Annotated in this window: 23 protein-coding genes; 9 read left to right on the top strand and 14 right to left on the bottom strand. The window is 58.8% G+C overall.

Translation table 11 applies throughout. The features are described 5' to 3' along the window. The first annotated feature begins 35 nt into the window (after positions 1-35). Positions 36-1,445, top strand: coding sequence for an MFS transporter (locus G3574_RS26495; RefSeq protein ID WP_163968572.1), 1,410 nt, complete (start codon positions 36-38; stop codon positions 1,443-1,445). A gap of 190 nt (positions 1,446-1,635) precedes the next feature. Further along, entirely contained in the window at positions 1,636-2,274 is a 639-nt protein-coding gene (locus tag G3574_RS26500) for a LysE family translocator (protein WP_163968573.1), read from the top strand. Positions 2,275-2,276: 2 nt separating this feature from the next. Here G3574_RS26500 and G3574_RS26505 read toward each other — a convergent pair whose 3' ends face one another. Continuing rightward, positions 2,277-3,029: a CPBP family intramembrane glutamic endopeptidase gene (locus G3574_RS26505; protein ID WP_163968574.1), complete on the bottom strand. Its 753-nt coding sequence runs from the start codon at positions 3,027-3,029 to the stop codon at positions 2,277-2,279. A gap of 188 nt (positions 3,030-3,217) precedes the next feature. On the opposite strand from G3574_RS26505, the gene G3574_RS26510 reads away from it, so the two are divergent. Further along, positions 3,218-4,450, top strand: a complete 1,233-nt coding sequence (locus tag G3574_RS26510; protein ID WP_205609941.1) for a S41 family peptidase — start codon at positions 3,218-3,220, stop codon at positions 4,448-4,450. Positions 4,451-4,459: 9 nt separating this feature from the next. Here the strand turns inward: G3574_RS26510 and G3574_RS26515 are convergent, their stop codons facing one another. Further along, on the bottom strand, positions 4,460-5,020 hold the full coding sequence (locus G3574_RS26515; RefSeq protein WP_163968575.1) for an aspartate carbamoyltransferase: 561 nt from the start codon (positions 5,018-5,020) through the stop codon (positions 4,460-4,462). Between the two features lie 81 nt (positions 5,021-5,101). Between G3574_RS26515 and G3574_RS26520 the strand changes: the two genes are divergently transcribed. After that, positions 5,102-7,303, top strand: a complete 2,202-nt coding sequence (locus G3574_RS26520; protein WP_163968576.1) for an OsmC domain/YcaO domain-containing protein — start codon at positions 5,102-5,104, stop codon at positions 7,301-7,303. A 45-nt stretch (positions 7,304-7,348) separates the two neighbouring features. Here the strand turns inward: G3574_RS26520 and G3574_RS26525 are convergent, their stop codons facing one another. From G3574_RS26525 to G3574_RS26555, 7 genes are all read right to left on the bottom strand, one after another. Next, positions 7,349-8,311 carry a GNAT family N-acetyltransferase gene (locus G3574_RS26525; protein ID WP_163968577.1) on the bottom strand — a complete coding sequence of 321 codons (963 nt, stop codon included), beginning with the start codon at positions 8,309-8,311 and terminating at the stop codon, positions 7,349-7,351. A 207-nt stretch (positions 8,312-8,518) separates the two neighbouring features. Beyond that, positions 8,519-9,775 carry a TIGR03862 family flavoprotein gene (locus G3574_RS26530; protein ID WP_163968578.1) on the bottom strand — a complete coding sequence of 419 codons (1,257 nt, stop codon included), beginning with the start codon at positions 9,773-9,775 and terminating at the stop codon, positions 8,519-8,521. A 92-nt stretch (positions 9,776-9,867) separates the two neighbouring features. After that, a complete protein-coding gene (locus G3574_RS26535) occupies positions 9,868-10,188 on the bottom strand; it encodes a hypothetical protein (RefSeq protein WP_205609942.1) in 321 nt (106 codons plus the stop codon). 171 nt (positions 10,189-10,359) lie between these two features. Continuing rightward, positions 10,360-11,139 (bottom strand): CPBP family intramembrane glutamic endopeptidase, encoded by a 780-nt coding sequence (locus tag G3574_RS26540; RefSeq protein WP_163968580.1) that lies wholly within the window; start codon positions 11,137-11,139, stop codon positions 10,360-10,362. Positions 11,140-12,170: 1,031 nt separating this feature from the next. Continuing rightward, complete coding sequence (locus G3574_RS26545; RefSeq protein ID WP_163968581.1) at positions 12,171-12,566, bottom strand: hypothetical protein; 396 nt, start codon at positions 12,564-12,566, stop codon at positions 12,171-12,173. Positions 12,567-13,011: 445 nt separating this feature from the next. Then, positions 13,012-13,893, bottom strand: a complete 882-nt coding sequence (locus G3574_RS26550; RefSeq protein ID WP_163968582.1) for a slipin family protein — start codon at positions 13,891-13,893, stop codon at positions 13,012-13,014. Further along, entirely contained in the window at positions 13,890-14,129 is a 240-nt protein-coding gene (locus G3574_RS26555) for a hypothetical protein (protein ID WP_163968583.1), read from the bottom strand. Before G3574_RS26555 ends, G3574_RS26550 begins: the two co-directional genes overlap by 4 nt. Positions 14,130-14,407: 278 nt before the next feature. On the opposite strand from G3574_RS26555, the gene G3574_RS26560 reads away from it, so the two are divergent. Next, a complete protein-coding gene (locus tag G3574_RS26560; protein WP_163968584.1) occupies positions 14,408-15,127 on the top strand; it encodes a Crp/Fnr family transcriptional regulator in 720 nt (239 codons plus the stop codon). Here G3574_RS26560 and G3574_RS26565 read toward each other — a convergent pair. The 3 genes from G3574_RS26565 to G3574_RS26575 all read right to left on the bottom strand — a co-directional run bounded on the left by G3574_RS26565 (position 15,124) and on the right by G3574_RS26575 (position 17,755). After that, positions 15,124-15,672, bottom strand: coding sequence for a DUF1003 domain-containing protein (locus tag G3574_RS26565; protein WP_163968585.1), 549 nt, complete (start codon positions 15,670-15,672; stop codon positions 15,124-15,126). The genes G3574_RS26560 and G3574_RS26565 overlap by 4 nt on opposite strands. An 88-nt stretch (positions 15,673-15,760) precedes the next feature. Beyond that, positions 15,761-16,300, bottom strand: a complete 540-nt coding sequence (locus G3574_RS26570; protein WP_163968586.1) for a BON domain-containing protein — start codon at positions 16,298-16,300, stop codon at positions 15,761-15,763. A 951-nt stretch (positions 16,301-17,251) separates the two neighbouring features. Then, positions 17,252-17,755, bottom strand: coding sequence for a phasin family protein (locus G3574_RS26575; RefSeq protein WP_163968587.1), 504 nt, complete (start codon positions 17,753-17,755; stop codon positions 17,252-17,254). 225 nt (positions 17,756-17,980) lie between these two features. Here G3574_RS26575 and G3574_RS26580 point away from each other — a divergent pair, with 225 nt between their 5' ends. Next, the gene (locus tag G3574_RS26580; RefSeq protein ID WP_235953639.1) at positions 17,981-18,655 is read left to right on the top strand and encodes an esterase/lipase family protein; all 675 of its coding nucleotides are present in this window, start codon (positions 17,981-17,983) and stop codon (positions 18,653-18,655) included. Between the two features lie 205 nt (positions 18,656-18,860). On the opposite strand, the gene G3574_RS26585 is transcribed toward G3574_RS26580, so the two are convergent. Further along, positions 18,861-19,693, bottom strand: a protein-coding gene (locus G3574_RS26585) for an IS5 family transposase (RefSeq protein WP_163968588.1) whose coding sequence is annotated in 2 segments (ribosomal slippage) — positions 18,861-19,354 and positions 19,354-19,693 — 834 coding nt in all. Because the reading frame shifts where the segments join, the coding sequence is not laid out codon by codon here. A 67-nt stretch (positions 19,694-19,760) separates the two neighbouring features. Then, positions 19,761-20,033, bottom strand: a complete 273-nt coding sequence (locus G3574_RS26590) for a hypothetical protein (RefSeq protein WP_163968589.1) — start codon at positions 20,031-20,033, stop codon at positions 19,761-19,763. Between the two features lie 37 nt (positions 20,034-20,070). Here G3574_RS26590 and G3574_RS26595 point away from each other — a divergent pair, with 37 nt between their 5' ends. The 3 genes from G3574_RS26595 (at position 20,071) to G3574_RS26605 (ending at position 22,333) form a co-directional block, all read left to right on the top strand. After that, positions 20,071-20,301, top strand: coding sequence for a hypothetical protein (locus tag G3574_RS26595; protein ID WP_163968590.1), 231 nt, complete (start codon positions 20,071-20,073; stop codon positions 20,299-20,301). Positions 20,302-20,413: 112 nt separating this feature from the next. Further along, positions 20,414-21,049: a tyrosine-type recombinase/integrase gene (locus G3574_RS26600; RefSeq protein WP_163968591.1), complete on the top strand. Its 636-nt coding sequence runs from the start codon at positions 20,414-20,416 to the stop codon at positions 21,047-21,049. Positions 21,050-21,289: 240 nt separating this feature from the next. Then, the gene (locus G3574_RS26605; protein ID WP_163968592.1) at positions 21,290-22,333 is read left to right on the top strand and encodes an IS481 family transposase; all 1,044 of its coding nucleotides are present in this window, start codon (positions 21,290-21,292) and stop codon (positions 22,331-22,333) included. Positions 22,334-23,481 lie beyond the last annotated feature (1,148 nt).

Here is a 23,481-nt window from a genome sequence, read left to right on the forward strand (position 1 = left end):
CGCCCACCAGTTCTTGAGCATAGAAGGAGACATTCATGCACAGCGCCACCGAACATCAACCCCACGACACGAGCCAGACCAGGAAGGCCACGGCAAGCGGCTGGATCGGCTCCGTCCTGGAGTACTACGACTTCTTCATCTACGCCACTGCGGCGTCGCTGATCTTCCCGCAAATCTTTTTCCCGAAAGGCGATCCCAAGACCGCCATCATCGCTTCGCTCGCCACCTACGGCGTGGGCTACGTCGCCCGCCCGATCGGCGCCTTCGTCCTCGGCCACTGGGGCGACACCCGCGGTCGCAAGAACGTGCTCATCACCTGCATGTTCCTGATGGGCATATCGACCATGGGCGTCGGCCTGCTGCCCACCTATGACCAGGTCGGCGTGATGGCGCCGGTGCTGCTGGTGATTCTGCGCCTGATCCAGGGCTTCGCGGTGGCCGGCGAAATCTCCGGCGCCAGCTCGATGATCCTCGAACACGCGCCGTTCGGCCGGCGCGGCTTCTACTCCAGCTTCACGCTGCAGGGCGTGCAGTTCGGGCAGATCCTCGCCGCCGCGATCTTCCTGCCGCTGGCGCACTACATGCCCGAGGATGCCTTCAATTCCTGGGGCTGGCGCATTCCCTTCCTGCTGAGCTTCGCCGTCATCATCGTCGGCTACGTCATCCGCCGAGAAGTCGAGGAAACCCCGGTGTTCCGGAAGGAAGCCGTCGCGGGCGAACGTCCCACGTCGCCGGTCATCGACGCGGTCAAGGAAGACTGGCGCGACATGCTGCGCGTGGTCTGCATGGCGCTCATGAACGTGATTCCGGTGGTGACCTCGATCTTCGGCGCCGCCTACGCGGTGCAGCCCGGCTACGGCATCGGCTTCTCCAAGGACGTCTACCTCTGGATTCCGGTGCTCGGCAACATCCTGGCCGTGCTGGTGATCCCGTATGTCGGCAAGCTCTCCGACAAGATCGGCCGCAAGCCGCCCATCATCATCGGCTCCGTCATGGCGGGCCTGCTGTCCTTCGCCTACCTGTATGCCATCAGCATCAAGAACGTGCCGCTGGCCATCACCATGTCGCTGCTGATGTGGGGCGTGGTATACCAGGGCTACAACGCGGTGTTCCCCAGCTTTTATCCGGAACTGTTCCGTGCCCGCAACCGCGTGTCGGCAATGGCGATCTCGCAGAACCTCGGCACGCTCGTGACCGCCATGCTGCCCGCCGTGTTCGCCGCCGCCGCTCCTCCGGGCGCGCCGGACATTCCCCTGATGGTCGGCAGCATCACCCTGGCGGTCACGGTCATCGCCGCACTCGCCGCACTCAGCGCACGCGAAACCTTCCGTATCCGCACCCAGGACCTCGGCAAGCGTGATGCCCTGCCGGTGCCGAAGGCCGAGTACGACCGCATCCGCGAACAAGGCAACCGCAACGCGAAGTCGGCCCGGGTCTCCGCCTGAACCTTCGCCTGGGTCTTTACCAGAGACCCAGTCCGGCGCGGATGGGCAAGGCAGCCCATCCGCGTTCGACCGGAATCCGGCCGCACGGGCATTTCCGCTCGTACTGGCCCGGTCGCTTTTCCCGCGACTGTCTCTTGCCAGGAAGGCTGGCACCGCGTAGCTTCAATGCGTCGTCATCCGCGGACCAGCCATGATTTCCTTCACCACCCTCTGCCTCTTCCTCATTGCCGTGCTCGCCCTGCAACTGTCGCCCGGGCCGAACATGGCGTTCGTCGTTTCCCATGCCGCCGCGCATGGCACCCGCGCCGGCATGGCCGCCGGCGCCGGCATCGCCGCCGCCGACCTGCTGCATACGCTCTTCACCGTCACCGGCATCTCCGCGCTGGTCGCCGCCTGGCCGCCTTCCTTCGACCTGATCAGGTATGCCGGCGCCGCCTACCTGGTCTGGCTGGCCATCAAGGCGATCGTCCCACAGGCGAAGGCGGCGTCGGCGCTTCGCGCGCCGGTGCCGGTCCCCGCGGCACGGATCTTTCGCATGGCCATGCTCAATTGCCTGCTCAATCCGAAGGCGCTGCTGTTCTTCATGATCTTCCTGCCGCAATTCGTGGATGCAGGCAGGGGCAAGGTCAGCCTGCAGCTCGCGATCTTCGGCGGCATCGTGGCCGTGGTGGCGCTGCTCTTCAATGGCATCCTTGCGCTGTGCAGCGGCATGGCCGCGGGCTTGCTCAAGCGGGCGTCAGGCAGCCGCGTTCCCGGCATCGGGCTGGCGGCCGTCATGCTGGGCCTGGCCTTGCGTCTCGTCTTTCTCGACCGGCCGCAGGCGGCATAGCGTCAGTTAACGCGGCCGCGGGCGGCGCGGATGCAGACAAGCGCGAAGACGAGATGCGTGCCTGCCGACATGACGACGGCCCAGCCGGGCTGCCTGGTTTCAACCTCCGCCACCAGGCCCAGCAATCCGCTCGCGGCATTCCAGCCCCAGTGCAGGCCGACCGCCGGCCAGAGGGAATCGAACCTCGCGCAGGCGGTGGCATACGCGATGCCGAAGCAGGCAAGCATGAACCACTCCATCGGACCGTTTGCCAGGCGGTAGACATGGTTCAGGACATACACCGCCGTGCTGAAGATGACGAAGGCCGCGCCGGCACGCAGCGGCCCCTTCCGCAGCAGCAGGCCTCTCGTCAGGATGTCCTCGGCGAGCGAAGGAATGAAGGTGATGAAGAGGATCGTGCCGATCGCCTTTAGCACCGCGGCGGCATCCTGCGATGCGGCGGGTGCCTGAACCGAGTAGACGCCGAGCCCGGCGCCGAGCATGACGGCGATCGCCTTGCCGGCAATGGCCAGCAGGAACATCCCCGACAGCCAGGCCAGCGCCCCGGGCCTGCCTTCCATCGCGAATGCGCGCAATGGCGCACCATGGATCACCTTCCCCAGCAGCAGCGCAAGCGGGATGGTGGCGAGCATGAAGACGGCTTGCCAGAGGGCGCTATGGAGCATCCGGATGCCGATCCCCTCGGCTGCCTGGTAGCAGAGGAAGACGGGGACGAAGGTCAGGAGGAAGCGGATGGCCGGATGCGCGGGGATCATGCTTATTGTTGAAAAATTCGGGATTCGGGGAATCGACATGCGCCTGCGATGCAAAGGAGGCTCATGCAGACAAGGATCGCTTGCCGTGCGTCGCCAATTCTATCGCAGGCGTTCTTGGGTGCTGGGGATGCCTGGTCTATTCGGGCATTACAATGCAGCCCTGCGGCATCGAACCATCCATAGGGAGAATGATGAAGAGACGGGCTTTTCTCGGCACCGCGCTTTGCGCGGCGGCGGCGCTTTCGCGGGCGGTCGAGCCGCCGCGTGACATCAGCATCGTGCAGGACTTCGACGAACTCTGGAAGACGCTCGCCGACCGATACTGCTTCTTCGACCAGAAGGCAACTGACTGGAATCGGGTGCGGGCGATGTACCGGCCGATGGCCTTGCGGCTCGACACCGAGGAAGAATTCCAGCGCCTCGCGCATCGCGTGCTCAACGAGTTGTACGACGCCCATACCGGCGTCAACAATGCGCCGGACGGCATGCCGCGGTATCCCTGGTATGACCTGGTCACGGAGCGTCATGGCGACACCGCGCGCGTCATTGCAGTCAAGGAGGGTTCGCCCGCTGAAAACGCCGGCATCCTGCCCGGGGATGCGGTGCTGGCGGCGGACGGCGTGCCGGTGCTCACGGCGATGCGCGCCTTCCTGCCGCGCTGCCTGAAGCACTTCGACCCGGAGGCGGAGCGCTACGCATTGAACGTGCCGATTTCAGGCCTGCGCGGCAGGCCGCGCAGGCTGACCATGCGGCGCACTGCCGGTACGTCGAGCGACATCCGCGAGCTGACGCTCGACGTACCGGCGGTGCGCCGCGAACCCGATGTGTCATGGCGCCGCCTCGACGGCGGATTCGGCTACATCCGGATTGCCAGCTTCGTCGACAATGCAGCGGTTTCCGCTTTCGACAAGGCGCTGGAGGAACTGCGGGAGGCGGCCGCGTTGATCATCGACGTGCGCCGCAATGGCGGCGGCGACACGGGCGTCGCCGTGCCGATGATGGGCCGGTTCATTACGGAACGCAGGGTCTATGCGCACATGCGCCGCCGCGAAGGATCGGGGCTCGGCGGCTACTGGCGCGAATATGTCGATCCCCGCGGCCCTTTCACCTATGCCTCGCCGGTCGCGGTGCTGACCGATCGCTGGAGCGCCAGCATGGCTGAAGGTTTTCCGATGGGCATGCGCGGCATCGGACGCGCGACCATCATCGGCCAGCCGATGATGGGTCTGGGCGCGGCGGTCTTTTCTCTGCGATGCGACCGCACCGGCATCCAGGCCCAGTACTCGGCCGAACCGGTGTACGACGCCAACCGGCGCTGGCGCTCGCTGATGCGCCCCGACATCGTCGTGCCGGAGGGCGCGGACATCATGGACGCGGCACTCCGCTACCTGGCGGCGGCCACGTCCGGCAATCGGCGCTGACGCCGCCGGTCAACTGCCGGAATGCGATCCATGCCCATGGACGGCATCCTTGCCATGGTCGGAAAGCTGGGCATCGAACCATTGATGCAATGCGGTTACCAGGGATGCCTCCTTCGTCCTGTAGATCAGCTGGGCTCCTCCCTTGACATCTTGGTAGACGATGTCGATCTGCCCAGGCCTGGCTTTCCTCAACTCGGCCAGGCCGGGCATGTCCTGGCCATGGATGTGGGCCGGGCCCGAGAAGTCTCCCTTCAGGAACTGCTCCCGGATTTCCCGCAAATGCTGACGGACCAGTTTCACCTGGCTGGCATCCGTTGAACTTTTTGCCACCACCCGCTGGACGCCGCCTTCCGCGTTCTTGGTGAAGACATGGGTCGTGGCAGGCAGGCTGAAGGGCATCACGTCCTTGCCTCGCTCGGCAACCTCCGCCTGGCGTTGCGCGTCCATCATCTTCATGTGGGCCGCATGGTCCATCCCGCCGTGTTCCACCCTGGACGGGTCCGGGTTCTGCGCGTGCGAGACGCCGATCAACGCAGACAAAGCCAAAGGAATTGCGCCGGATTTACGCATGCGTTATCTCCACTTTCCTTGCCGAGCGCCGACTTGACAGATAATGACGGCTACCGCGTCTTATGCTCATGAAAATCCCCCATGGAAATCAAGGTCAACTTTCTCGACAAGCTACGGCTTGAGGCTAAATTCGATGACTTCACGGTCGTGGCCGACCAGCCCATCCGCTACAAGGGCGATGGCTCCGCGCCCGGTCCGTTCGATTACTTCCTGGCCTCGTCGGCCCTGTGCGCAGCTTACTTCGTCAAGCTGTACTGCAACACGCGCAACATCCCGACGGACAACATTCGCCTCTCGCAGAATAACATCGTCGACCCGGAAAACCGCTACAAGCAGGTTTTCAAGATCCAGGTCGAATTGCCGGCCGACATTTCCGAGAAGGATCGGCAGGGCATCCTGCGCTCGATCGACCGTTGTACCGTGAAGAAAGTGGTGCAAACCGGACCCGACTTCGTGATCGAGGAAGTCGAGAACCTGGACGCCGACGCGCAGTCGCTGCTGATGCTGAAGCCGTCTCCCGGCGCCAGCACCTGCATCCTGGGCAAGGATTTTCCGCTTGAACAGACCATCGCCAACATGTCGGGCCTGCTGGCGGACCTGGGGATCAAGATCGAGATCGCTTCATGGCGAAATATCATTCCCAACGTCTGGTCGCTGCACATCCGCGATGCGCATTCGCCCATGTGTTTCACCAATGGCAAGGGCGCGACCAAGGAAAGCGCATTGGCGTCCGCCCTGGGCGAATACATCGAGCGCCTGAGCTGCAACCATTTCTACGCCGGATCGTTCTGGGGCGAGGACATCGCCAACGCGGCGTTCGTGCATTATCCGGACGAGCGCTGGTTCAAGCCCGGCCCCGACGATGCGCTGCCACCAGAGATTCTCGATGAGTACTGCCTGGAGGTCTACGATCCAGACGGCGAGCTGCAAGGTTCGCATCTGATCGACACCAACTCCGGCAACGCCGGGCGCGGCATCTGTTCCCTGCCGTACGTGCGGCAGTCGGACGGCGAGGTGGTGTACTTCCCCTCCAACCTGGTTGAAAACCTCTACGGCAGCAATGGCATGAGTGCCGGCAATACGCTGGCGGAAGCGCAGGTGCAATGCCTGTCCGAGATCTTCGAGCGCGCGGTCAAGCGCGAGATCCTGGAAGGAGAATACGCGCTGCCCGACGTGCCGCAAGAGGTGCTCGCGAAATATCCCGGCATCCTGGCCGGGATCCAGGGCCTGGAAGAACAAGGCTTTCCGGTGCTGGTCAAGGATGCATCGCTGGGCGGGACCTATCCGGTGATGTGCGTCACCTTGATGAATCCGCGCACGGGCGGCGTCTTCGCCTCGTTCGGCGCGCACCCGAGTTTCGAGGTGGCGCTGGAACGGAGCCTGACGGAGTTGCTGCAGGGGCGCAGCCTCGAAGGCCTGAACGATCTTCCTCCGCCCACCTTCGAAAGCAACGCGGTGACCGAGCCTAACAACTTCGTCGAGCACTTCATCGATTCCAGCGGCGTGGTGTCGTGGCGCTTCTTCAGCGCGAAATCGAATTTCGATTTCGTCGAGTGGGATTTTTCCGGCCGGGGGAACGACTCCAACGCCGAGGAAGCCGCGACCTTGTTCGGCATTCTCGAAGACATGGGCAAGGAGGTCTACATGGCGGTGCATGACCAGCTGGGCGCCGTGGCTTGCCGGATCGTGGTGCCGGGGTACTCGGAAATCTTTCCCATCGAGGACCTGGTCTGGGACAACACCAACAAGGCGCTGCTGTTCCGCGAAGACATCCTGAACCTGCATCGCCTGGACGCCGCAAGCCTGGAAGCGCTGCTCGAACGCCTGAATGGCAACGAGCTCGACGAATATTCCGACATCGCCACCTTGATCGGCATCGAATTCGACGAGAACACGGAGTGGGGCCAGCTGACGGTTCTCGAGCTGAAGCTGCTCATCCATCTCGCCTTGCGGCAGTTCGAGGAAGCGCACGACCTGGTGGGCGCCTTCCTGCAGTACAACGACAACACCGTCGAGCGCGGCTTGTTCTACCAAGCCTTGAACGTGGTGCTGGAGGTGCTGCTCGACGAGGAGCTTGAACTGGACGATTACGTGGTCAATTTCCGCCGGATGTTTGGCGATGCGCGGATGGACGCGGTGCTGGGTTCGGTGGATGGCAGCGTGCGTTTCCACGGCCTGACGCCGACCAGCATGAAACTCGAAGGCCTCGACAGGCATCACCGCCTGATCGACAGCTACAAGAAGCTGCATGCGGCGCGGGCCAGGGCGGCGTCGGCCGGATAAGCGGATTCGTCCTGACTGGCGGCATGCGGGCCGGTCAGGACCGATCTAATCGATCTTTGCCGCCAGCAATCCCTTTTCCTTTGGCCATTCGACACGCTCCACGATTTCGTAGCCTTCGTTGGTATCGGCGTAGTGAAAGAAGCCCCGGCGCTTCAGCATCTGGTACATCGCCGAGCCGGGCTTGCATGCGGCGTACAGGCGGCGGCCATAGTAATGGGAACAGAAGAAATCAACCATCGCGGTGCCGATGCCCAGTCCACGGAACTCCTGAGCCGTGACGATGGCGTGCAATTCGCGCTCGGTGTCCTTTTCCCTGTCCAGGCCCATGACCATGAACAGGCCGGCCAGCTTTCCGTTCAGATCGCACACCCACAGTTCCACCGGCACCTCGGCCTGCTGGTTGGTCCAGGTACGCCGCGGCACGTTACCCTGCCGGATCGCCTTCACATACAGGTCCTGTGACGCTTGCTGCCGGACGTTGTCCACGACGTCGGGCGTCAGGTCGCCCGTGGTCGCGCCGGCCACCATGAGGTCGAGAATCATGTCGAGGTCAGGTGGAACGGCCCTGCGGATGCTGTCTTCCAGGCGGCGGCGGTGCCTGGCTACCCGCATCTGCGATTCGAGCTGGCTCGCATGCAGGCCGATGGCATGGTTGACCGACTTGAGCCGCCTGAGCAGCATCGCGAATGCCGCATAGATCAGCAGGCTGGAAAGCAGGTCCCAGACATAGTAGTGCCAATCCCCGCTTGGAAAGAGGTGTCCGAAGATGTATGTTCTGCCCAGGCTGCTCAACACGACGAACGCCATGGTCGACGGCAGCCCGAGAAACCATGCTGCGACGCCGATGGGGAGAAAATAATACGGGCCGAAGGGAATCAATGGCCCCGTCAGGTGATCGAGCGAAAAGATCGCGAGTTCGAGCAGGCAAGCGATGGCGAACAAGCCAGGCTTGCTCCATCGCTCGAATCGCTGGAGAAAATTGAAAACCGGGTCCGTTGCCTGTTGCATGTCTTTTGCCTGGTAATGATCGCTTGCATTGCAGAGCCCAAAGGCGGAGACGATGTTGCCACAGGGGGATTCGCCAAACAACGCAAATGCGTCGCTTCGGCGATATATTTGCTTGTCAGCGAATTGTCAGTACCCCGTCAGACGCATGTCAGCCTGCCATGCAACGACGGCGCCTCATGCAGCGACCTTCCCTGTTCAAACTTGAACTCAGCCGCTTGACCTTTGCTCCTCCTGGCCGAGCCACGCCTTGACCCCCATCCCGGCCGTCATCCCCGTGGCAAAACAGGCATTCAGCAGATACCCTCCGGTAGGCGCTTCCCAATCAAGCATTTCCCCCGCGACAAATACCCCGGGGAGTTCACGCAGCATCAGCCGCTCGTCCACGCTGTCGAAACATACCCCGCCGGCGGTGCTGATCGCCTCCTCGACCGGCCGTGCCGCGGTCACCGTCACCGGCAAGGCCTTGATGGCGGCGGCAAGCGTCGCGACGTCATGCATCTGCTCCCGGGACAGCATTTCATGCAGCAAAGCGGTCTTCACGCCGCCTAGGCCGAGGCGGCTCTTCAGGTGGCTGGACAGCGAACGCGCGCCGCGCGGATGGCTGACCTCAGCCAGCACCTGTTCCGCGCTGCGTCCGGGTGCGAGGTCCAGCAGAAAGGTGGCCTTGCCGTCGGCATTGATCCGTTCGCGCAGTTGCCTGGAAAACGCATACACGAGGCTGCCTTCCACACCAAAGTTGCTGATCACCATTTCCCCCAGCCTGCGCTCTTGCCGGCCATCGGGTCCAGGCAGCACCAGCGCCACCGACTTGAGCTGGGCGCCGGCGAAATTCTCGCGCAGATGCGCGCTCCAGGCCGCTTCGAAGCCGCAGTTGGCGCTTTGCAGCGGCGCGATGCGCACGCCGCGCGCCTGCAGCAGCGGCACCCAGGCGCCATCCGAACCGAGCTTCGGCCAGCTCGCGCCGCCCAGCGCGAGCACGGTCGCGCGCGGGCGAAGGTTGAAGTCTCCGGACGGCCCCGCCATGCGCAGGGCGCCATCCTCATCCCATCCCAGCCAGCGATGCCGGGTATGCAGCCGGACGCCCGCCTCGCGCAGCCGGTGCAGCCAGGCCCGTAGCAGCGGCGCCGCCTTCATCTGCGCCGGGAAGACCCGGCCGGAACTGCCGACGAAGGTGTCGATGCCAAGACCATGCACCCATTCCCGCAACGCCGACGGCGGCAGGCGATCGAGCGGCGCCTGGAGTGGGGCCTGGCTGCCGGCGTAGCGGCTGCAGAACAGGGCGTAGTCCTCGCCGTGGGTGATGTTCAATCCGCCGATGCCTGCCAGCAGGAACTTGCGGCCAGGCGAAGGCATGGCGTCGTAGACGTCGGCCTGGATGCCGGACAGGGCCAGAACCTCGGCAGCCATCAGGCCGGCGGGGCCGCCTCCGATGATGGCAACTTGGATTGGGGAGCATTCAGGCATGGAAATCGCGGGGCGGAAAGTTCAGGCAGGCATCGTGGTTCATCATATCCGGATTGCTCAAGCCCCCATGCCGCACTACGGGAACGATGCGGTTACCGGCACTTCTCGCTGTAGGCTTTCTTCATGTCGGCGATGAGATCCGCGCGTTCCGCCGCACCACCGATCTGCTGCCCGGACACGAAGGCAAACGGACAATTGAGCTTGTCCGCTTGGGCCGCGTAATCGACATAGTTCTTGATCACGTCCCGGCCGCGTGCGCAGGTCTGCGGAGAAGGTTTGCTGTCGTCGTCCAGTTTGGGCATTCCGCTCAGCTTTGCCTCCACCGGCTTCATCAGGGCTTCGCATTGCTGTTGAGACGCGGCGAAAGTCGAGGCGGCGGTCATAGCCAGAAAAGTGACGATCAGAATACGCATAAACGCTCCGGGCAACCAGGACAATCGCGGCAGTATATCAAAGGGCAGCTCGCGATGACGCGCTCCGCCTGGCTGCACCCCAGCAGCCATCGGCAGGCGCAACATGCCCTCCATTGCGCACGCTGGCAACGAAGGGTTGGACGACAAACAAATCATCAGTTGCAAGGCTCATTAGGTCGTCAATGCGTCTTCCCGTCTCGCCATCGGACGTCCCGCGAACGACCAGCCCAGCTTGCCGCGCTCGGAAAAGATCACATAAATGACGATCCCGATCTGGAACAGGTATTCGAACCACACCAGCAATGGCAGCGGAGACCCGGCTTCGGCATCACGCACGTTCGAATAGAGCTTGCACATGTTCACGACCATGTGGATCAGGATGACGAGCCACAGGCTGCCGGAACGGAAACGCACGGCGGTGAACATGGTGCCGGTGATTGCCGTCAGGCCGGCCTGCCGGAACGCATCGCTCCATGACGCGCCCATGAATCCGTGCATCAGGTGCATGCCTCCGAACAGCAAGCCGCCCAGGATGAGCGCCTGCCAGCGCGGCAACTGCAGAAGGAGGGCGAAGATAACGCCGCGAAAGAGCATTTCCTCGCCGAAGGCATTGAAGAATTGCAGCGTGGCGTCGCCTGCGAGCTGTTCCGTCCCGCCGCGCACGCCGGCCAGCAGATAGACGGCGCAGGGCACCAGTGCTGCGAGGGCCACCGGTTCGGGCCGGATCCTGTTCAACTCCAGCCCGATCCTCTTCCACAGGCCAAGCACTTGCACGAGGACCAGCGGAAGCACGATGGTCGAGGCAAAGGCGACCAGCTTCACTTTCCCGAACTCGGCGGGTGGCGCCATCCCTCGCCCTGCCACGAGAATGATCCAGGTCAGCATGAACTGCAGGCCGACGCACAACAAGGCGGTCTGCACGGGATGGCGGTCCGTGTATTCCTTCATCATCAATAGTCTCCCCTCGTTTTTATTTATTTGATTTCGTCGATGCTTCGAAAGCCTCTCCAGCCTTTCCGGCGACGGGAACGACAACCGGGATGGCACGGCGATTTTCCTGAAGCTCCGACATTCTGGGAAAAAAGGAAGGTGAATGCAAATTTTTATGGATGAGCCTCTCGGGCGGTGCAAGGCCCCGAGGCAGGCGTATGGCGTCAAAGTACTTGCAACTGGCGCCACAGTCATGCAACTGGGTATCAAAGCTGGTGCAACTGACCTACGAAGGAAAAAATGCGGTGAAGGGTTGAGCGGCCAATGATATTGGCAAGAAAGCGACCCTAGGAAGAGTAACAGGAACCTGTCAAGCCGATTGCTCCCGGTTTGCGACCTTCTTCAAATTCTCACCCGCACCTGATCGCCGCCCGCCAATACACCGCTCCGACCGGCAGTATTCGGTAAACTAGCAGACACTTGGCGAGACTTGCTGACCGGCAGATCACGGCCAGAAGCGGTCATTCACGAAACCAAGTTATTTGATATTGCTTTGCCAATTTTTTCATGCCACGACAAAGCTTGAGCTTTCACTTCGTTAAGATTATGTTGAACTGTCCGCATTGCGGTCGCTACGCAAAAAATCGCCATTTCCCTATCGCTGTCAAAGGATTTACGTGTCCTAGTTGCGGCGAACTCTGCCACCTGCCAAGGCTGCAGTTTGGGCTGATTGGCGGCATTGCTGAGGCGAAAGCTGCCTCGATTGCCAGCGCGAATTGTCCGACACTAGAATTAAATCGGTTGGTAACATTCTCCTGTCCGAACTAGGCAGAACGGATGAAGAGATATGGTAGGGCTGGGGACTAGCGATTGCGCGACGAGCATAACTCATGGCTTAGATGCAACATGACTCTGTTGTTGCTCTTAAATGTGGCGACGGCAGAATTGACGCACGAGCAGTGCGCTGAGAGCGTGGCTGTCAATCGAGTGGTGCGTCAAGTTGGTGCTGTATTGGCAGCAGGAAGTTTCAGCTGGAGAGCTACGCCGACGTGTCATGCCGGCTTACTGGAGCGGCCGTGCGAAAGTTGAGAGTAATTAATGGCGTCAGCGAGACGATCGTACCGATAGCCATCAAAGCGATAGCTCTTACCGTCGAACGAAACCGCAAGTTCAGACATGTTGTGCTGATCCGCGACCGTCGGTGTTGGAGGCTCCAGCCATAACGGCTCAGGGTGGTTGCGTTCCTGGTATCCAGGCCTGGACCTTTCCAGACGGGCGTAATTAACTGCGTCGGCGCAACGTTCATAGCGATACGCGCCGTAGCGATAATAATGACCGTCAAATCCAATACCCAATTTAGTTAACTCAAGTTGATCTTCCTCACCCGGGCTGTCTTGCCTAGCGCAGGTCTGCCGCTTCATTTCGTCATAAGTCGATTCAATGTTCAAGGTATGTGCTCCTCATAATCTCGCCGCCCAGTCATAGAGTCATTCGCACGACGCACTCAAAGCGAATCGGTCTGAATCTTACCGTCGATAATGTCCCTGACGTACTGCATTGCCAGGTCAATGGCATCAACGGCGCGCGTTGGGTTCACGCCTATAAATCGGACCGGGTAGCGGCGCGCGTCTACGTCTTTGTTTAAATCCGTGCTGATACGTACCACGGCCGAATAACGCCGGGATCCGGTCGCATAGGGATCCCGATAAAGTGGAAACTCCATATGAGAGTAGGCACGTAATTCATGCTCTTTTTATTGGGTAGTGGGGATAGACATCTTGACTCTCCTTTTACATCGTATGGGCGCCGTGAAGCAACGACGCCCCGTATGACAATCCAGCACTGGTGGCGCTGCCCCACTGGCGTACATTGACAGAACACGTTTGAATCCAGTCAAGCAGCAGCCTTCGACCAGGCGACTTCGGGCCCGGATTCGCTGTTATCCGTATTCGCTGCGGGAACATGCGTGCCGGCCGCTGGATTCAAGCTGTCTACCATCGCGCTTGGGATAAGAATTGTCGCGCCGCGTTCTTTCGTTGTCTCGTAAATGATGTTCATTGCCCGCAGTTGTAACGCCGCCGGATGTCCCGCATAGGTGTTGGCCGCCTCGACGAACTTGCCGGCGATGGCTGCTTCGGCGGAGCCGAGGATGACACGCGCCTGTTTTTCGCGTTCGGCTTGCGCCTGACGAGACATCGCGTCCTGTAACGCGACGGGAATGGCGACATCACGGATCTCGACCGAACCGACTGAGACACCCCATGGCGCCGTCTTCCGCGCAATCGTCTCCTTCAAGAGCTCATCGGCCACCTTGCGATCGGAGAGCAACGAGGCCAGCATCGAAGCGCCGATCATTTCGCGCAGCGATGTCTGGGCAACCCGGTCGATGGCCTCTCGATAATTCGTGATGGCGAGCGCGGCCTTTTCGGCCTCGTGGACATTCCAGAAGATGATGGCATCGACATTCACCGGGACCGTATCCCGGGTGAGCGCCTCTTCGGCATTGAACGCGGTGGTCTGAATCCGCACGTCAATCACGGAAATCACGTTGTCGACCACCGGAATAATAAGGAAGAGACCGGCGCCCCTGACACAATGTAATTTTCCAAGCCTTAGAATAACGTACCTCTCCCAGGTGTTTCCCATCTTTACCGAGAGGGCAGCGAGTATCGCAAGCACCAGAAAAGGCATCGCCCAGTATGGAGCTGACCAATACGCCAGGCCGGTGCCTACCAGAAGGCAAGCAGCGACAAGGAAAGCGGTAATCGGGTTCATGACGGCTGTCCTGGATCTGGAGGTTTGATGAATTCAGCACCGAACCATCGTTGCCCGCAACCGGGCCTACCGGGAACGTCGAAGGAAAAACTGAGGGCAATGGGATCGCTCGCGGGAAAAGTGCAGCGCAAAGCTTCGTCCAGCGCTGCATCGCGACGCTGCAGTTCCAGCATGCTGGTTTCGCCCTCGTTCAGCACCACCTCTTTCGAAAGTAGTGCATGAAAGCAGTTATCCATGATAAGTATCCACTGGAAAAGCTTGTTTATTGCTTCCCCGTTTTTGCTGCCCGGTGACTAAAGCTGGCCTACAGACGCAGCATCTTCACCATCGTCCACGTGCGTACCGGTGTCGGTTCGCAAGCGCACATAAGCACGGATATTTGAGTCGGTGCGCGACGTAGCTGCCATGCTGCATGGAATGTCGACCTGCCTCAACAGATAAACGCGGCATCGGCGTAATCTTTGAAGGACGCTGCCTCGCTTCGCCACGAACGTCACTACTGCAGGAGCAAGCTATGCACACTGCGCCCACTCCGCGGCAAAACCACCTCCTTGCGGCGCTGCCGCCAGAGGAATTCGACCGTCTGCTACCGCATCTCGAGATGGTATCTATGCCGCTTGGAGACGTACTGTATGAGTCGGGAAGCAGATTGCAGCATGTCTATTTTCCGACCACGAGCATCGTTTCGCTGCTTTATGTGATGGAGAACGGGTCCTCCGGCGAGATCGCCGTCGTCGGCAACGAAGGCATCCTGGGAATCGCGCTGTTCATGGGCGGAGAAACCACGCCCAGCCGGGCAGTAGTTCAAAGTGCAGGACATGGCTACCGGCTGCGCGCAAACTTGCTCAAGGATGAATTCAACCGGGCCGGACCCATGCTGCATCTGTTGCTGCGCTATACGCAGGCGCTCATCACCCAGATGGCGCAAACCGCCGTTTGCAACAGGCATCATTCGGTCGATCAGCAATTATGCCGCTGGTTGCTGATGAGCCTGGATCGGCTTACGTCGAATGAACTCATCATGACGCAAGAGTTGATTTCCAACATGCTCGGCGTGCGGCGCGAGGGCGTCACAGAAGCCGCTGGGAAATTGCAAAGCGCCGGCCTGATCCGCTATCAACGGGGTCATATTACCGTTGTCGACCGCCCAGGACTAGAAGCGCGCACATGTGAGTGCTATGCGGTTGTGAAAAAGGAGTTCGACCGCTTGCTGCCGGACCGTATCGCGTTTTAAATGACACGTTCCTTTGCGACCAGCGCCGCCAGCAGCTTCAACTGTTCTTTTTGAATTTCCAACAATTCATGCCACTGTCCCTCGCGTAATGAATCGATTTTCTCATGCAGCAACATGATCTCCAGTTCTGCCTTCATGTTCACTTCATAGTCATGTTCCGCCCCCGTCCGGTCTCTCTGGGCCTGCCGGTTTTGTGACATCAAGATGATGGGGGCTTGTACGGCGGCCAGCATCGAAAGAAAAAGATTGAGCAGAATGTAGGGGTAGGGATCGAAAGCGCCCCCTCGCCGCGCAAGAAGAAACGAGTTCAACACCACCCAGGCAATCAGGCATGTCGCGAAGACGCCAATGAAAGTCCATGAACCGCCGAAGCGCGCCACGGCGTCAGCGGCGCGTTGGCCCGGGGTCGACGCGATACTGTCGGTGCAGCGGGTCAAGTGCGTCCGCGCCGCGACATGCGTTGCCACGCGTTTCGCGGGTTCGTCCAGGTTTTCGTAAGGACAGCCGAGCAGGTTAAGGGCGATGTCGTTCAGGTCAAGCTTCATACCTAGTCACATTGCGTTGAAATGGCGTTCGTTTGGAATGTCGGCTTCGCCCAGGCTCGCGCACGTTGACATCATCGCTGCCGGCGTACTACCACACGGCGGGCCCGACCCTGATCTGACCGTTCACCCCTTTGACGCCGGGCACGTCGCTCACCTTTTCCTCGGCGAGCCAGCGATCATATGCATTTACAACACTTCCCGACAAGTTCACCCAACCATTGGACACCATGACTTCGATTGGAGAACCAGATCCATCTGTCAGTGAACGCAGAACATCCCGGCATTCGCGCTCGATGTCGCCATCCGGACGCGGAACCCGGGCGGACGGATTGCTTGCGAGCTTTACCAACAGCCTTTGCACGCCGGCAATTCGTCTGACAGCCGTTTCGATCAACCGGCGATCGCTTTCGCCATCGACAGTTCCGGTCAGCCTCGCCACTCCCTCGCTGACGCTTACGCCAATGCTTGCGGGAGGGATGTTCGGTTCCAAGAGCAGTTCATCTTGAATGTCCTTCTGGATTTGCGCGTCCGCTCGCCGTGACGTTGTCACATCCCTGGGATAAGCGACGGTTGGCAAGGATGGCGGGCGGCGAATGCCGGAAAATGCGTCCAGCGTCGTCGAATACAAGCGACCGAGACGGAGTCCGGTCTGCTGATACGTCCGTTGGCATTGTCGCCGGGCCGTTGTCCAACTGAGCGACTGCCGGAACTTAGATGACATCATTTCATAGCCTTCCAGGCAGGGAATTCCGCGCCGTAGCTATCTATTTTCGACGCGTTATAGAGCCGCACGTTATGGTCAGCAATGACCTTGGATCACGACCCGACATGTGCAGCATCGTTCAACCCAATTGCGGAGTCTGTACGCCACAGCACATAGAGAACCTTTTTAATTATCGGAAATAGAAGGCGGTCAAGGACAGCATTGGTTCTAATTGTCGTAATCCAGAGTGCTTATTTTTGAGTTCTTGTCCAGCGATGTCGGCTGGCTTTTTTATTTGAAGCGAAAAAGCGCGTTCTCAGGAGGGTCGCATGAGCACAATGGCTTCGGGTACACTACCCCTGTAGGCCACCACTTGCAGTACTACCTTAGCACGTGCTTCCTCCTCGTTTTCCGCCATGACTTGCCTGGCTTCATTCTCGAGTTTGTCCCAGCCTCTGATTTTGTACGCGACATTGAAGTTGTACAGAAACACGATGTCTCCCGTAAGGTTCCGCTACGCCCTAACAAGCCAGTCGTCGATGAGAGCGTTGCTGAGAGTGCATGGCAACGGAATGTATCTTCTGGATTACGCACTCAGTCTATGCCGGGGTCATCGGCGGCAGCGACGCGGATGACAGCTCCTTTTAGGGGTGTCGTCGGTCTGGTTGGCATTGGAAACGCCGATGCGAAGATGAGCGAGAAGAAACATTGGCTTGGTACACAATGCACTAATGGCTGATGAATAGAAAGCGTGATTTGTTATTGCGCTCAACATTAGACACGAATAGACAAAGAACGTCTCCAAGTACTAGGCGAAAAAAGGGCCGCGGCAATTGATTGCCGCGGCCCTTTGTTAAGTTACGTTCCGGTAAAGCGTTATTGGGATCGTGTAACGCCGCCAGACGAGGGATTACGCTCTCCAGCGCCACGAATTGGCGTGGTGAGTTTTTCCAGCGATTCTTTCTGACGCTGCGTTACCTTCGCGGTTTGCTCTGATGCCTTTTGGGCGACTTCCTGAACAACTGCCTCCGCAGTGCGTTTGGCGTTCGGGATATGCGTTTCAGCACTCTTCGCTATGTCAACCTGAGCTTCAGCGAGAATGGTTTGCACATGCTGACTATAGGCGCGGACCTTCTCTGCTGCAGGCTGTGCCTGACCAGCAGCAATCGACACGGCTTCGGTGCGGTCGTCAGCCTGCAGCACTTGTCGAGTGGTTGACAGGGTTTCTTCCATCAACGTTTGCCCTACCTGGATGTTGAGCTCATTCAGCTTTTGCATGCTGTCGAACATTTTTTTCGACAGGTCGGCATAGAAGGCAAATTGCATCTCTAGTTGAGCTTTAACAGCGGGCGAAGATGAGGATTGGAAGAAGCTATTCATAAGTATTCCTAAGAAACATTTTATGCAAACGATTATCTGCATAAGGGGCCAACACAAGATCAGAGCCTGTACCTGAACAAACGTTCAACATATATTTGTGCAATGCAGTAGCGCGAGAAGTTCATTCTCATTTGAGGCAATGCGGTAAATAAAAACGGCCCAAGGCTGCTGCGCCGCAGCATAATGGCAACCTTATTTCAATGCTCAGCTGAGCTTCCAAGGACCATGATGCATATCACCAACATTCAACCTTCCTCTCCGATGCTGTTCGCCTTCGAACCGATGCGCTCAATGATGGACTTTTTCGCAGGGCAAGCCGTTCCGCCACAGCGTCTGCCAAAAGGCGATGGGCACTCCGTGATCGTATTTCCGGGACTCGGAGCATCTGGGAGCGCCACCGCCATGTTGCGTACACGCCTGCAGCAACTTGATTATGAAGTCCATGATTGGGAGCATGGCATCAACCAATTGCCAAGTGGCGACCTCGATCTCTGGATAACGCAGCTGGCGATTCAACTGCAGCGCTTGGCAGCACGGGGCGGTCGTACCGTCACCCTTGTCGGCTGGAGTTTGGGAGGACTGTATGCACGGGCGTTACTCGAACGCTATCCAGCTTGCGTGCGTCAGATCATCACACTCGGCACACCCTATGCCGAACTACGTCACGGTGGCGCTACGCCAACCAGCCGACAGGAATGTGAGGAGGACGCGGTTGCCGCTGTCCCCGCGTTCTCGATCTACTCCAAGTCTGATGGGGTAGTGGCATGGCAAGGCTGTGTACCCAGTGGCTTGCCGAACCATCACGCCATCGCGGTCGATGGCGTGAGTCATATGGGCTTAGTGCATCACCCGGAGGTGCTGTTGATTATCGCTGAACTGCTTGCCAGCAGCACCAGGTGAAGTTGACGCACAGGCCACAAGATGTTTAGAAAGAGAAAGCTCCAACGGTATAAAGGTGTGCAACGTTTTCGCGAAGGCCGAACGAGTGAGTTTTTAGCGAACGCAAAGTGTGCAGGAAGAAGTGTTTCAGACTGGTGCTCTTGAACAGGCCGAGAGACGGCTTAGGGTCGAATCTTGCCTGTCGTCACTGAATAACTAAGAGCGTCTAACAAAATGGGAATGGAAACGGGTCGCGCCAAGCCTTGCTTAGCGTTTTCCAGCAGATGATGGCGCAGCCCAATCTGAGAAATCCTTCGTGCATATCTTCCCGTCGTTCATAGCGCACCCGCAAGCGCCGGAATTGATGTAGCCAGGCGATGGTGCGTTCGACGACCCAGCGTGTCACACCCAGGTGACTGCCGTGCCCGGCGCCCCGCTTGCCGATTTGCGGACAGATCCGGCGTTGTTGCAGAATGCGTCGGTAACGTTCGCAGTCGTAGCCGCGATCAGCCTGCACGCGCAAGGGTCGCTGCAGAGGGCGGCCACGCCGCCCTCCAATCGGCGGCACACCATCGAGCAAAGGCATCAACTGTGTCGAGTCGTGTCGGTTGGCTGCCGTCAGGATGACATTGAGCGGCGTACCGTTGCCGTCGACGACGAGATGGTGCTTGCTGCCCGCCTTGCGCCGATCAGTCGGGTTGGGCCCAGTTTTTTTCCCCCATGCACGGCGCGCACCGACGAACTGTCGGCGATCACTCGAGAGAAATCGATCCGGTCGGCATGGCGTAGCTTGGCCAGTAGGGCCCGATGCAGCTTGTCCCACACGCCTGCTTTTTGCCAATCGCGTGCGCGGCGCCAGCAGGTCATACCCGATCCGCACCTCATTTCCCTGGGGAGCAGTTCCCATGGCAAACCTGTCTGTAAGACGAAGATGATGCCAGTAAAGACACGTCGCTCGTCCAGGCGTTTGCGCCCGGCTGGCGACTTGTGCGGCGGCGGTGGCGGCAGCAAGGGGCGAACGATTTCCCAAAGCTCATCATCAACCAATTCGCGGGCCATGATCTCTCTCCACAACACAATCTGGAAAGATACTTGGACAGCAATTATCCGATTTTGTTAGGCGCTCTTAGAGCGGCGGCGGATTAATCTTGCAATCGATAATGTCCTTACCATATTGTGTTGCCAGCGTCCGCGCTTCAGCGGCAGTGGTAGGATCAGCACCCACGGGGACAGTGGTATAACGCCTGGCACCGCCTTCGGAAAACGGAATCGTATCGATTCGGACGGTCGACGAAAAGTGCTTTGTCCCAGTGGCGTAGGGATCGTGATGCGTTGGAAAATCCTGGTGGGAATACGAACGTAGTTCGTATTCTTTATAGTACGTAACTTGAATGGCCATGATGCGCTCCTGAAGAGAGGCTGACCGCCAGCAGAGGATGCCCAGACTGGACGCGAACAAGGCGAGCAGCTTTAGCGGACATGTCGATAGTGGGCGCTATTTCATCTTAAAGCAAGAGATGTTCATCAACGAACACGCAACGGGCGGTAACCGTCATCCTCGTATCAGCTTTGCAATTACTTATGAGGGTGATGAACCAATACTTGAACCGTCCGCTTCCGGGATTGAGCAAGGGCGGCTGTGGGTCGAAAGTTCCGCCTGTGACTGAGTTTTCTGTTGACCGCAGAGAGCCAGAAAGCTGTCAGCCACCTCGAAAAACGGCTTAAAAGACGTAATACCGCGCAGAATGAGATTCCGACCACTCAACGATGGAGGATCTCATGAATGCCAATGCGTCTGCTGCTCTTTCAATTGCGCCACGCACTCCTTGGAACAAGGGAAAACTGGTCGGCCAGAAGGCACAGCTGAAACTCAAAGAGATCTGGGCCATCCGAACGCGATTGCAACTTGCGGAACGCACACGTGATCTGGCCCTGTTCAATCTGGCCATTGACAGCAAGCTACGCGGCTGCGACCTGGTGAAGCTCAAGGTCAGTGATGTTGCCCAAGTCGGACGAATTGGTCACCGCGCTATCGTTCTGCAACAAAAAACCCAGCGGCCGGTCCAGTTCGAGATCACCGAACAGACGCGAACCACGCTCACTGCTTGGATCGACTGCGCGCATCTCACCTCTGGCCAATTTCTGTTTCCGAGCCGTGTAACGACCTCCGAACACTTATCGACGCGCCAATATGCGCGCATCGTCGAGTCATGGGTTGACTCCATCGGCCTGGACTCGGTCGCCTATGGAACACATACGATGCGAAGAACCAAGGCGACGCTGATCTACCGACGTACCAAGAACCTTCGGGCAGTGCAATTGCTGCTTGGGCATACCAAATTAGAGAGCACGGTCCGGTATCTGGGTATTGAAGTGGATGATGCGTTGGAGATTGCGGAGCAGACGGAAGTGTAAGGTGCAATTAGCCGGCGAATACTTTCCATGGGAGACGGCGCCGGCTAGCAACTATTTCCACTTTGGCGATGTGCAAGGCGGAAGTCAGCAAGATCCTCTTTTGCAGTCGTTTCGAATCATTGAAGTGTAGTAGTTCCGACTTTATCTGACAGTAAGACCTTGCCAAAGGGTGGGGTTACCCGGTTTGATAGAGGTGCGAATCTTTATTAAACCAGCGCGCAAGCGCCAAGGAGTAACCCCATGAGTAGTGTTCCCCATAACGTCATCAAACACAAGGTCGGCTTGCTGAACCTGGCTGCCGAGCTTGGCAACGTGTCCCGCGCCTGCAAGGTGATGGGCTTCTCCCGCGATACTTTTTACCGCTATCAATCAGCCATGGCAGCTGGCGGGGTCGATGCCCTGATCGATGCCAACCGTAAGAAGCCGAACCTGCGCAACCGGGTCGAGGAAGCCACGGAAACCGCTGTCAAGGCGTTCGCCCTGGAGCAACCGGCCTTTGGGCAGGTGCGTGTCTCGAACGAACTGCGCAAGCGCGGCATCTTCGTTTCCGCTTCCGGGGTACGTTCAGTCTGGCTGCGCCATGATTTGGAATCCTTCAAGAAACGTCTGGCGGCATTGGAGCGACATGTTGCCCAGACCGGCGACGTATTGACCGAAGCGCAGGTGGCGGCACTGGAGAGGAAGCAGGACGACGATGTGGCCCACGGCGAAATCGAGACGGCGCATCCCGGCTACCTCGGTAGCCAGGACACGTTATATGTCGGCACCATCAAGGGCGTGGGTCGCATTTATCAGCAGACCTTTGTCGATACGTATTCGAAGTGGGCCACGGCCAAGCTTTATACGACCAAGACACCGATCACTGCCGCGGATCTGCTCAATGATCGGGTCCTGCCGTTCTTCGAAGAACAGGGCATGGGGCTGATCCGCGTGTTGACCGATCGCGGCACCGAATATTGCGGCCGGCCGGAGCAGCACGACTACCAGCTGTACCTGGCCCTGAACGACATTGAACACACCAGGACAAAAGCGAATCATCCGCAGACAAACGGCATCTGCGAGCGTTTCCACAAGACCATTCTCAACGAGTTTTACCAAGTCGCGTTCCGGCGCAAGATTTACTGCACTATCGACGAAATACAGACCGGTCTGGATGAATGGCTGGTCTATTACAACAACGAGCGCACCCATCAGGGCAAGATGTGCTGCGGTCGAACGCCAATGCAAACCTTACTTGACGGAAGAAAGGAGTGGCACGATAAAATCACCACATTGAACAGCTGAATTTGACCTGACAATCACCGTCATCAAACCGGGCCACTGTCAGATCAGATCACGACTACTACATCCGGTAGTGCACGTACTTTCTCTGGCAAGAGGATCAACTGGTCCGCTTTACAACAAAGAGCAATAAAGAGTTCCTCGAACGGGGAAAGGAAATGGACGTGACCGAAGCTATGCTCGAAGCGGCGTAGCGCAAAGCGGTAGCTGCCGGAATCTTCGCCCGCCGCTCCATCCCGGGCGACAGACAATACGAGTTGCGGCTATTATTTTCGGTGTTGAAGGCTGCGCACGATGGCGCACAACATGAATGACCAAGCTGAATGGCATCAATGCAAAGATCGATCTGCTCCATGACTGGGTCGCCTTGCCGAACACGCGCAGAACTGAATTGACGATCTACTGCCATGGAATGCCGTCGGCGAACTCTGTCCTCTCACTGCGGGTGCCTGACTCCGGCAGCGCCAACGTCCGCGCTCCTCCAATACCACCAGTGACTCGCGAAGCAGCTCAACCAGGACTTGGCAATTGGTTTCCATTAGGGCATGTTGGCTTTGTAAGGAGATACATTTGAGCCGCTGGACGAGTCGTTGTTCTGTGCCAACTATGCTCATATTAATTCGCTGGCACGTCAAAATCCATCTTGGCCCTGCTCATAATTTAAGCAAGTAAATCGGCATGCCTTCGACCGTTTGGTTAGGTACCAAACATACGCGAAAAAATTCGCATGCCCGATTGGAAATGCCGCTTGCCAGATGTCTTAGCTTGTTTGCCGTCATATCGACGTAGCATGGCGGGTGTAAGATTTGATCATTCACGTTCTTCTAAGTGAGTTCGTCTCAAAGGAATGAGCGGTTTGTACCGGCGCCGGCGGTATGCAAATATTCCGGCACCAGATTGCATTTCGTACCCACGCTTCATACACTACCGGAGCTAGCGGGCGGAGTTAATACAGCACCAACGCTATGACAATGGCCACTTAATCAGGGGCCATTTGCGTTCTCTATTTGCGCACCTTGACTTTTATCGCCGAGTATTGACGGACACTAACTACATATCCCAGTAGGGTGTTAGAAGGGGAAATTGCGAGCTGATTTGCGGTCCAAGCCCATGCTGGAAGAGGAGATGATCATGGGCATGGTCAAGCAGGA

The sequence above is a fragment of the Noviherbaspirillum galbum genome (assembly GCF_010974945.1).
In the GTDB taxonomy this organism is placed as follows: domain Bacteria; phylum Pseudomonadota; class Gammaproteobacteria; order Burkholderiales; family Burkholderiaceae_D; genus Noviherbaspirillum; species Noviherbaspirillum galbum.

Coding starts and splice junctions, on each gene's coding strand:
- G3574_RS26495 (WP_163968572.1), top strand. CDS start 36: ATGCACAGCGCCACCGAACATCAACCCCACGACACGAGCCAGACCAGG.
- G3574_RS26580 (WP_235953639.1), top strand. CDS start 17,981: ATGATGCATATCACCAACATTCAACCTTCCTCTCCGATGCTGTTCGCC.
- G3574_RS26560 (WP_163968584.1), top strand. CDS start 14,408: ATGCACACTGCGCCCACTCCGCGGCAAAACCACCTCCTTGCGGCGCTG.
- G3574_RS26500 (WP_163968573.1), top strand. CDS start 1,636: ATGATTTCCTTCACCACCCTCTGCCTCTTCCTCATTGCCGTGCTCGCC.
- G3574_RS26575 (WP_163968587.1), bottom strand. CDS start 17,755: ATGAATAGCTTCTTCCAATCCTCATCTTCGCCCGCTGTTAAAGCTCAA.
- G3574_RS26510 (WP_205609941.1), top strand. CDS start 3,218: ATGATGAAGAGACGGGCTTTTCTCGGCACCGCGCTTTGCGCGGCGGCG.
- G3574_RS26515 (WP_163968575.1), bottom strand. CDS start 5,020: ATGCGTAAATCCGGCGCAATTCCTTTGGCTTTGTCTGCGTTGATCGGC.
- G3574_RS26505 (WP_163968574.1), bottom strand. CDS start 3,029: ATGATCCCCGCGCATCCGGCCATCCGCTTCCTCCTGACCTTCGTCCCC.
- G3574_RS26600 (WP_163968591.1), top strand. CDS start 20,414: ATGAATGCCAATGCGTCTGCTGCTCTTTCAATTGCGCCACGCACTCCT.
- G3574_RS26530 (WP_163968578.1), bottom strand. CDS start 9,775: ATGCCTGAATGCTCCCCAATCCAAGTTGCCATCATCGGAGGCGGCCCC.
- G3574_RS26535 (WP_205609942.1), bottom strand. CDS start 10,188: ATGCGTATTCTGATCGTCACTTTTCTGGCTATGACCGCCGCCTCGACT.
- G3574_RS26595 (WP_163968590.1), top strand. CDS start 20,071: ATGCCCAGACTGGACGCGAACAAGGCGAGCAGCTTTAGCGGACATGTC.
- G3574_RS26540 (WP_163968580.1), bottom strand. CDS start 11,139: ATGATGAAGGAATACACGGACCGCCATCCCGTGCAGACCGCCTTGTTG.
- G3574_RS26590 (WP_163968589.1), bottom strand. CDS start 20,033: ATGGCCATTCAAGTTACGTACTATAAAGAATACGAACTACGTTCGTAT.
- G3574_RS26565 (WP_163968585.1), bottom strand. CDS start 15,672: ATGAAGCTTGACCTGAACGACATCGCCCTTAACCTGCTCGGCTGTCCT.
- G3574_RS26605 (WP_163968592.1), top strand. CDS start 21,290: ATGAGTAGTGTTCCCCATAACGTCATCAAACACAAGGTCGGCTTGCTG.
- G3574_RS26520 (WP_163968576.1), top strand. CDS start 5,102: ATGGAAATCAAGGTCAACTTTCTCGACAAGCTACGGCTTGAGGCTAAA.
- G3574_RS26555 (WP_163968583.1), bottom strand. CDS start 14,129: ATGGATAACTGCTTTCATGCACTACTTTCGAAAGAGGTGGTGCTGAAC.
- G3574_RS26550 (WP_163968582.1), bottom strand. CDS start 13,893: ATGAACCCGATTACCGCTTTCCTTGTCGCTGCTTGCCTTCTGGTAGGC.
- G3574_RS26525 (WP_163968577.1), bottom strand. CDS start 8,311: ATGCAACAGGCAACGGACCCGGTTTTCAATTTTCTCCAGCGATTCGAG.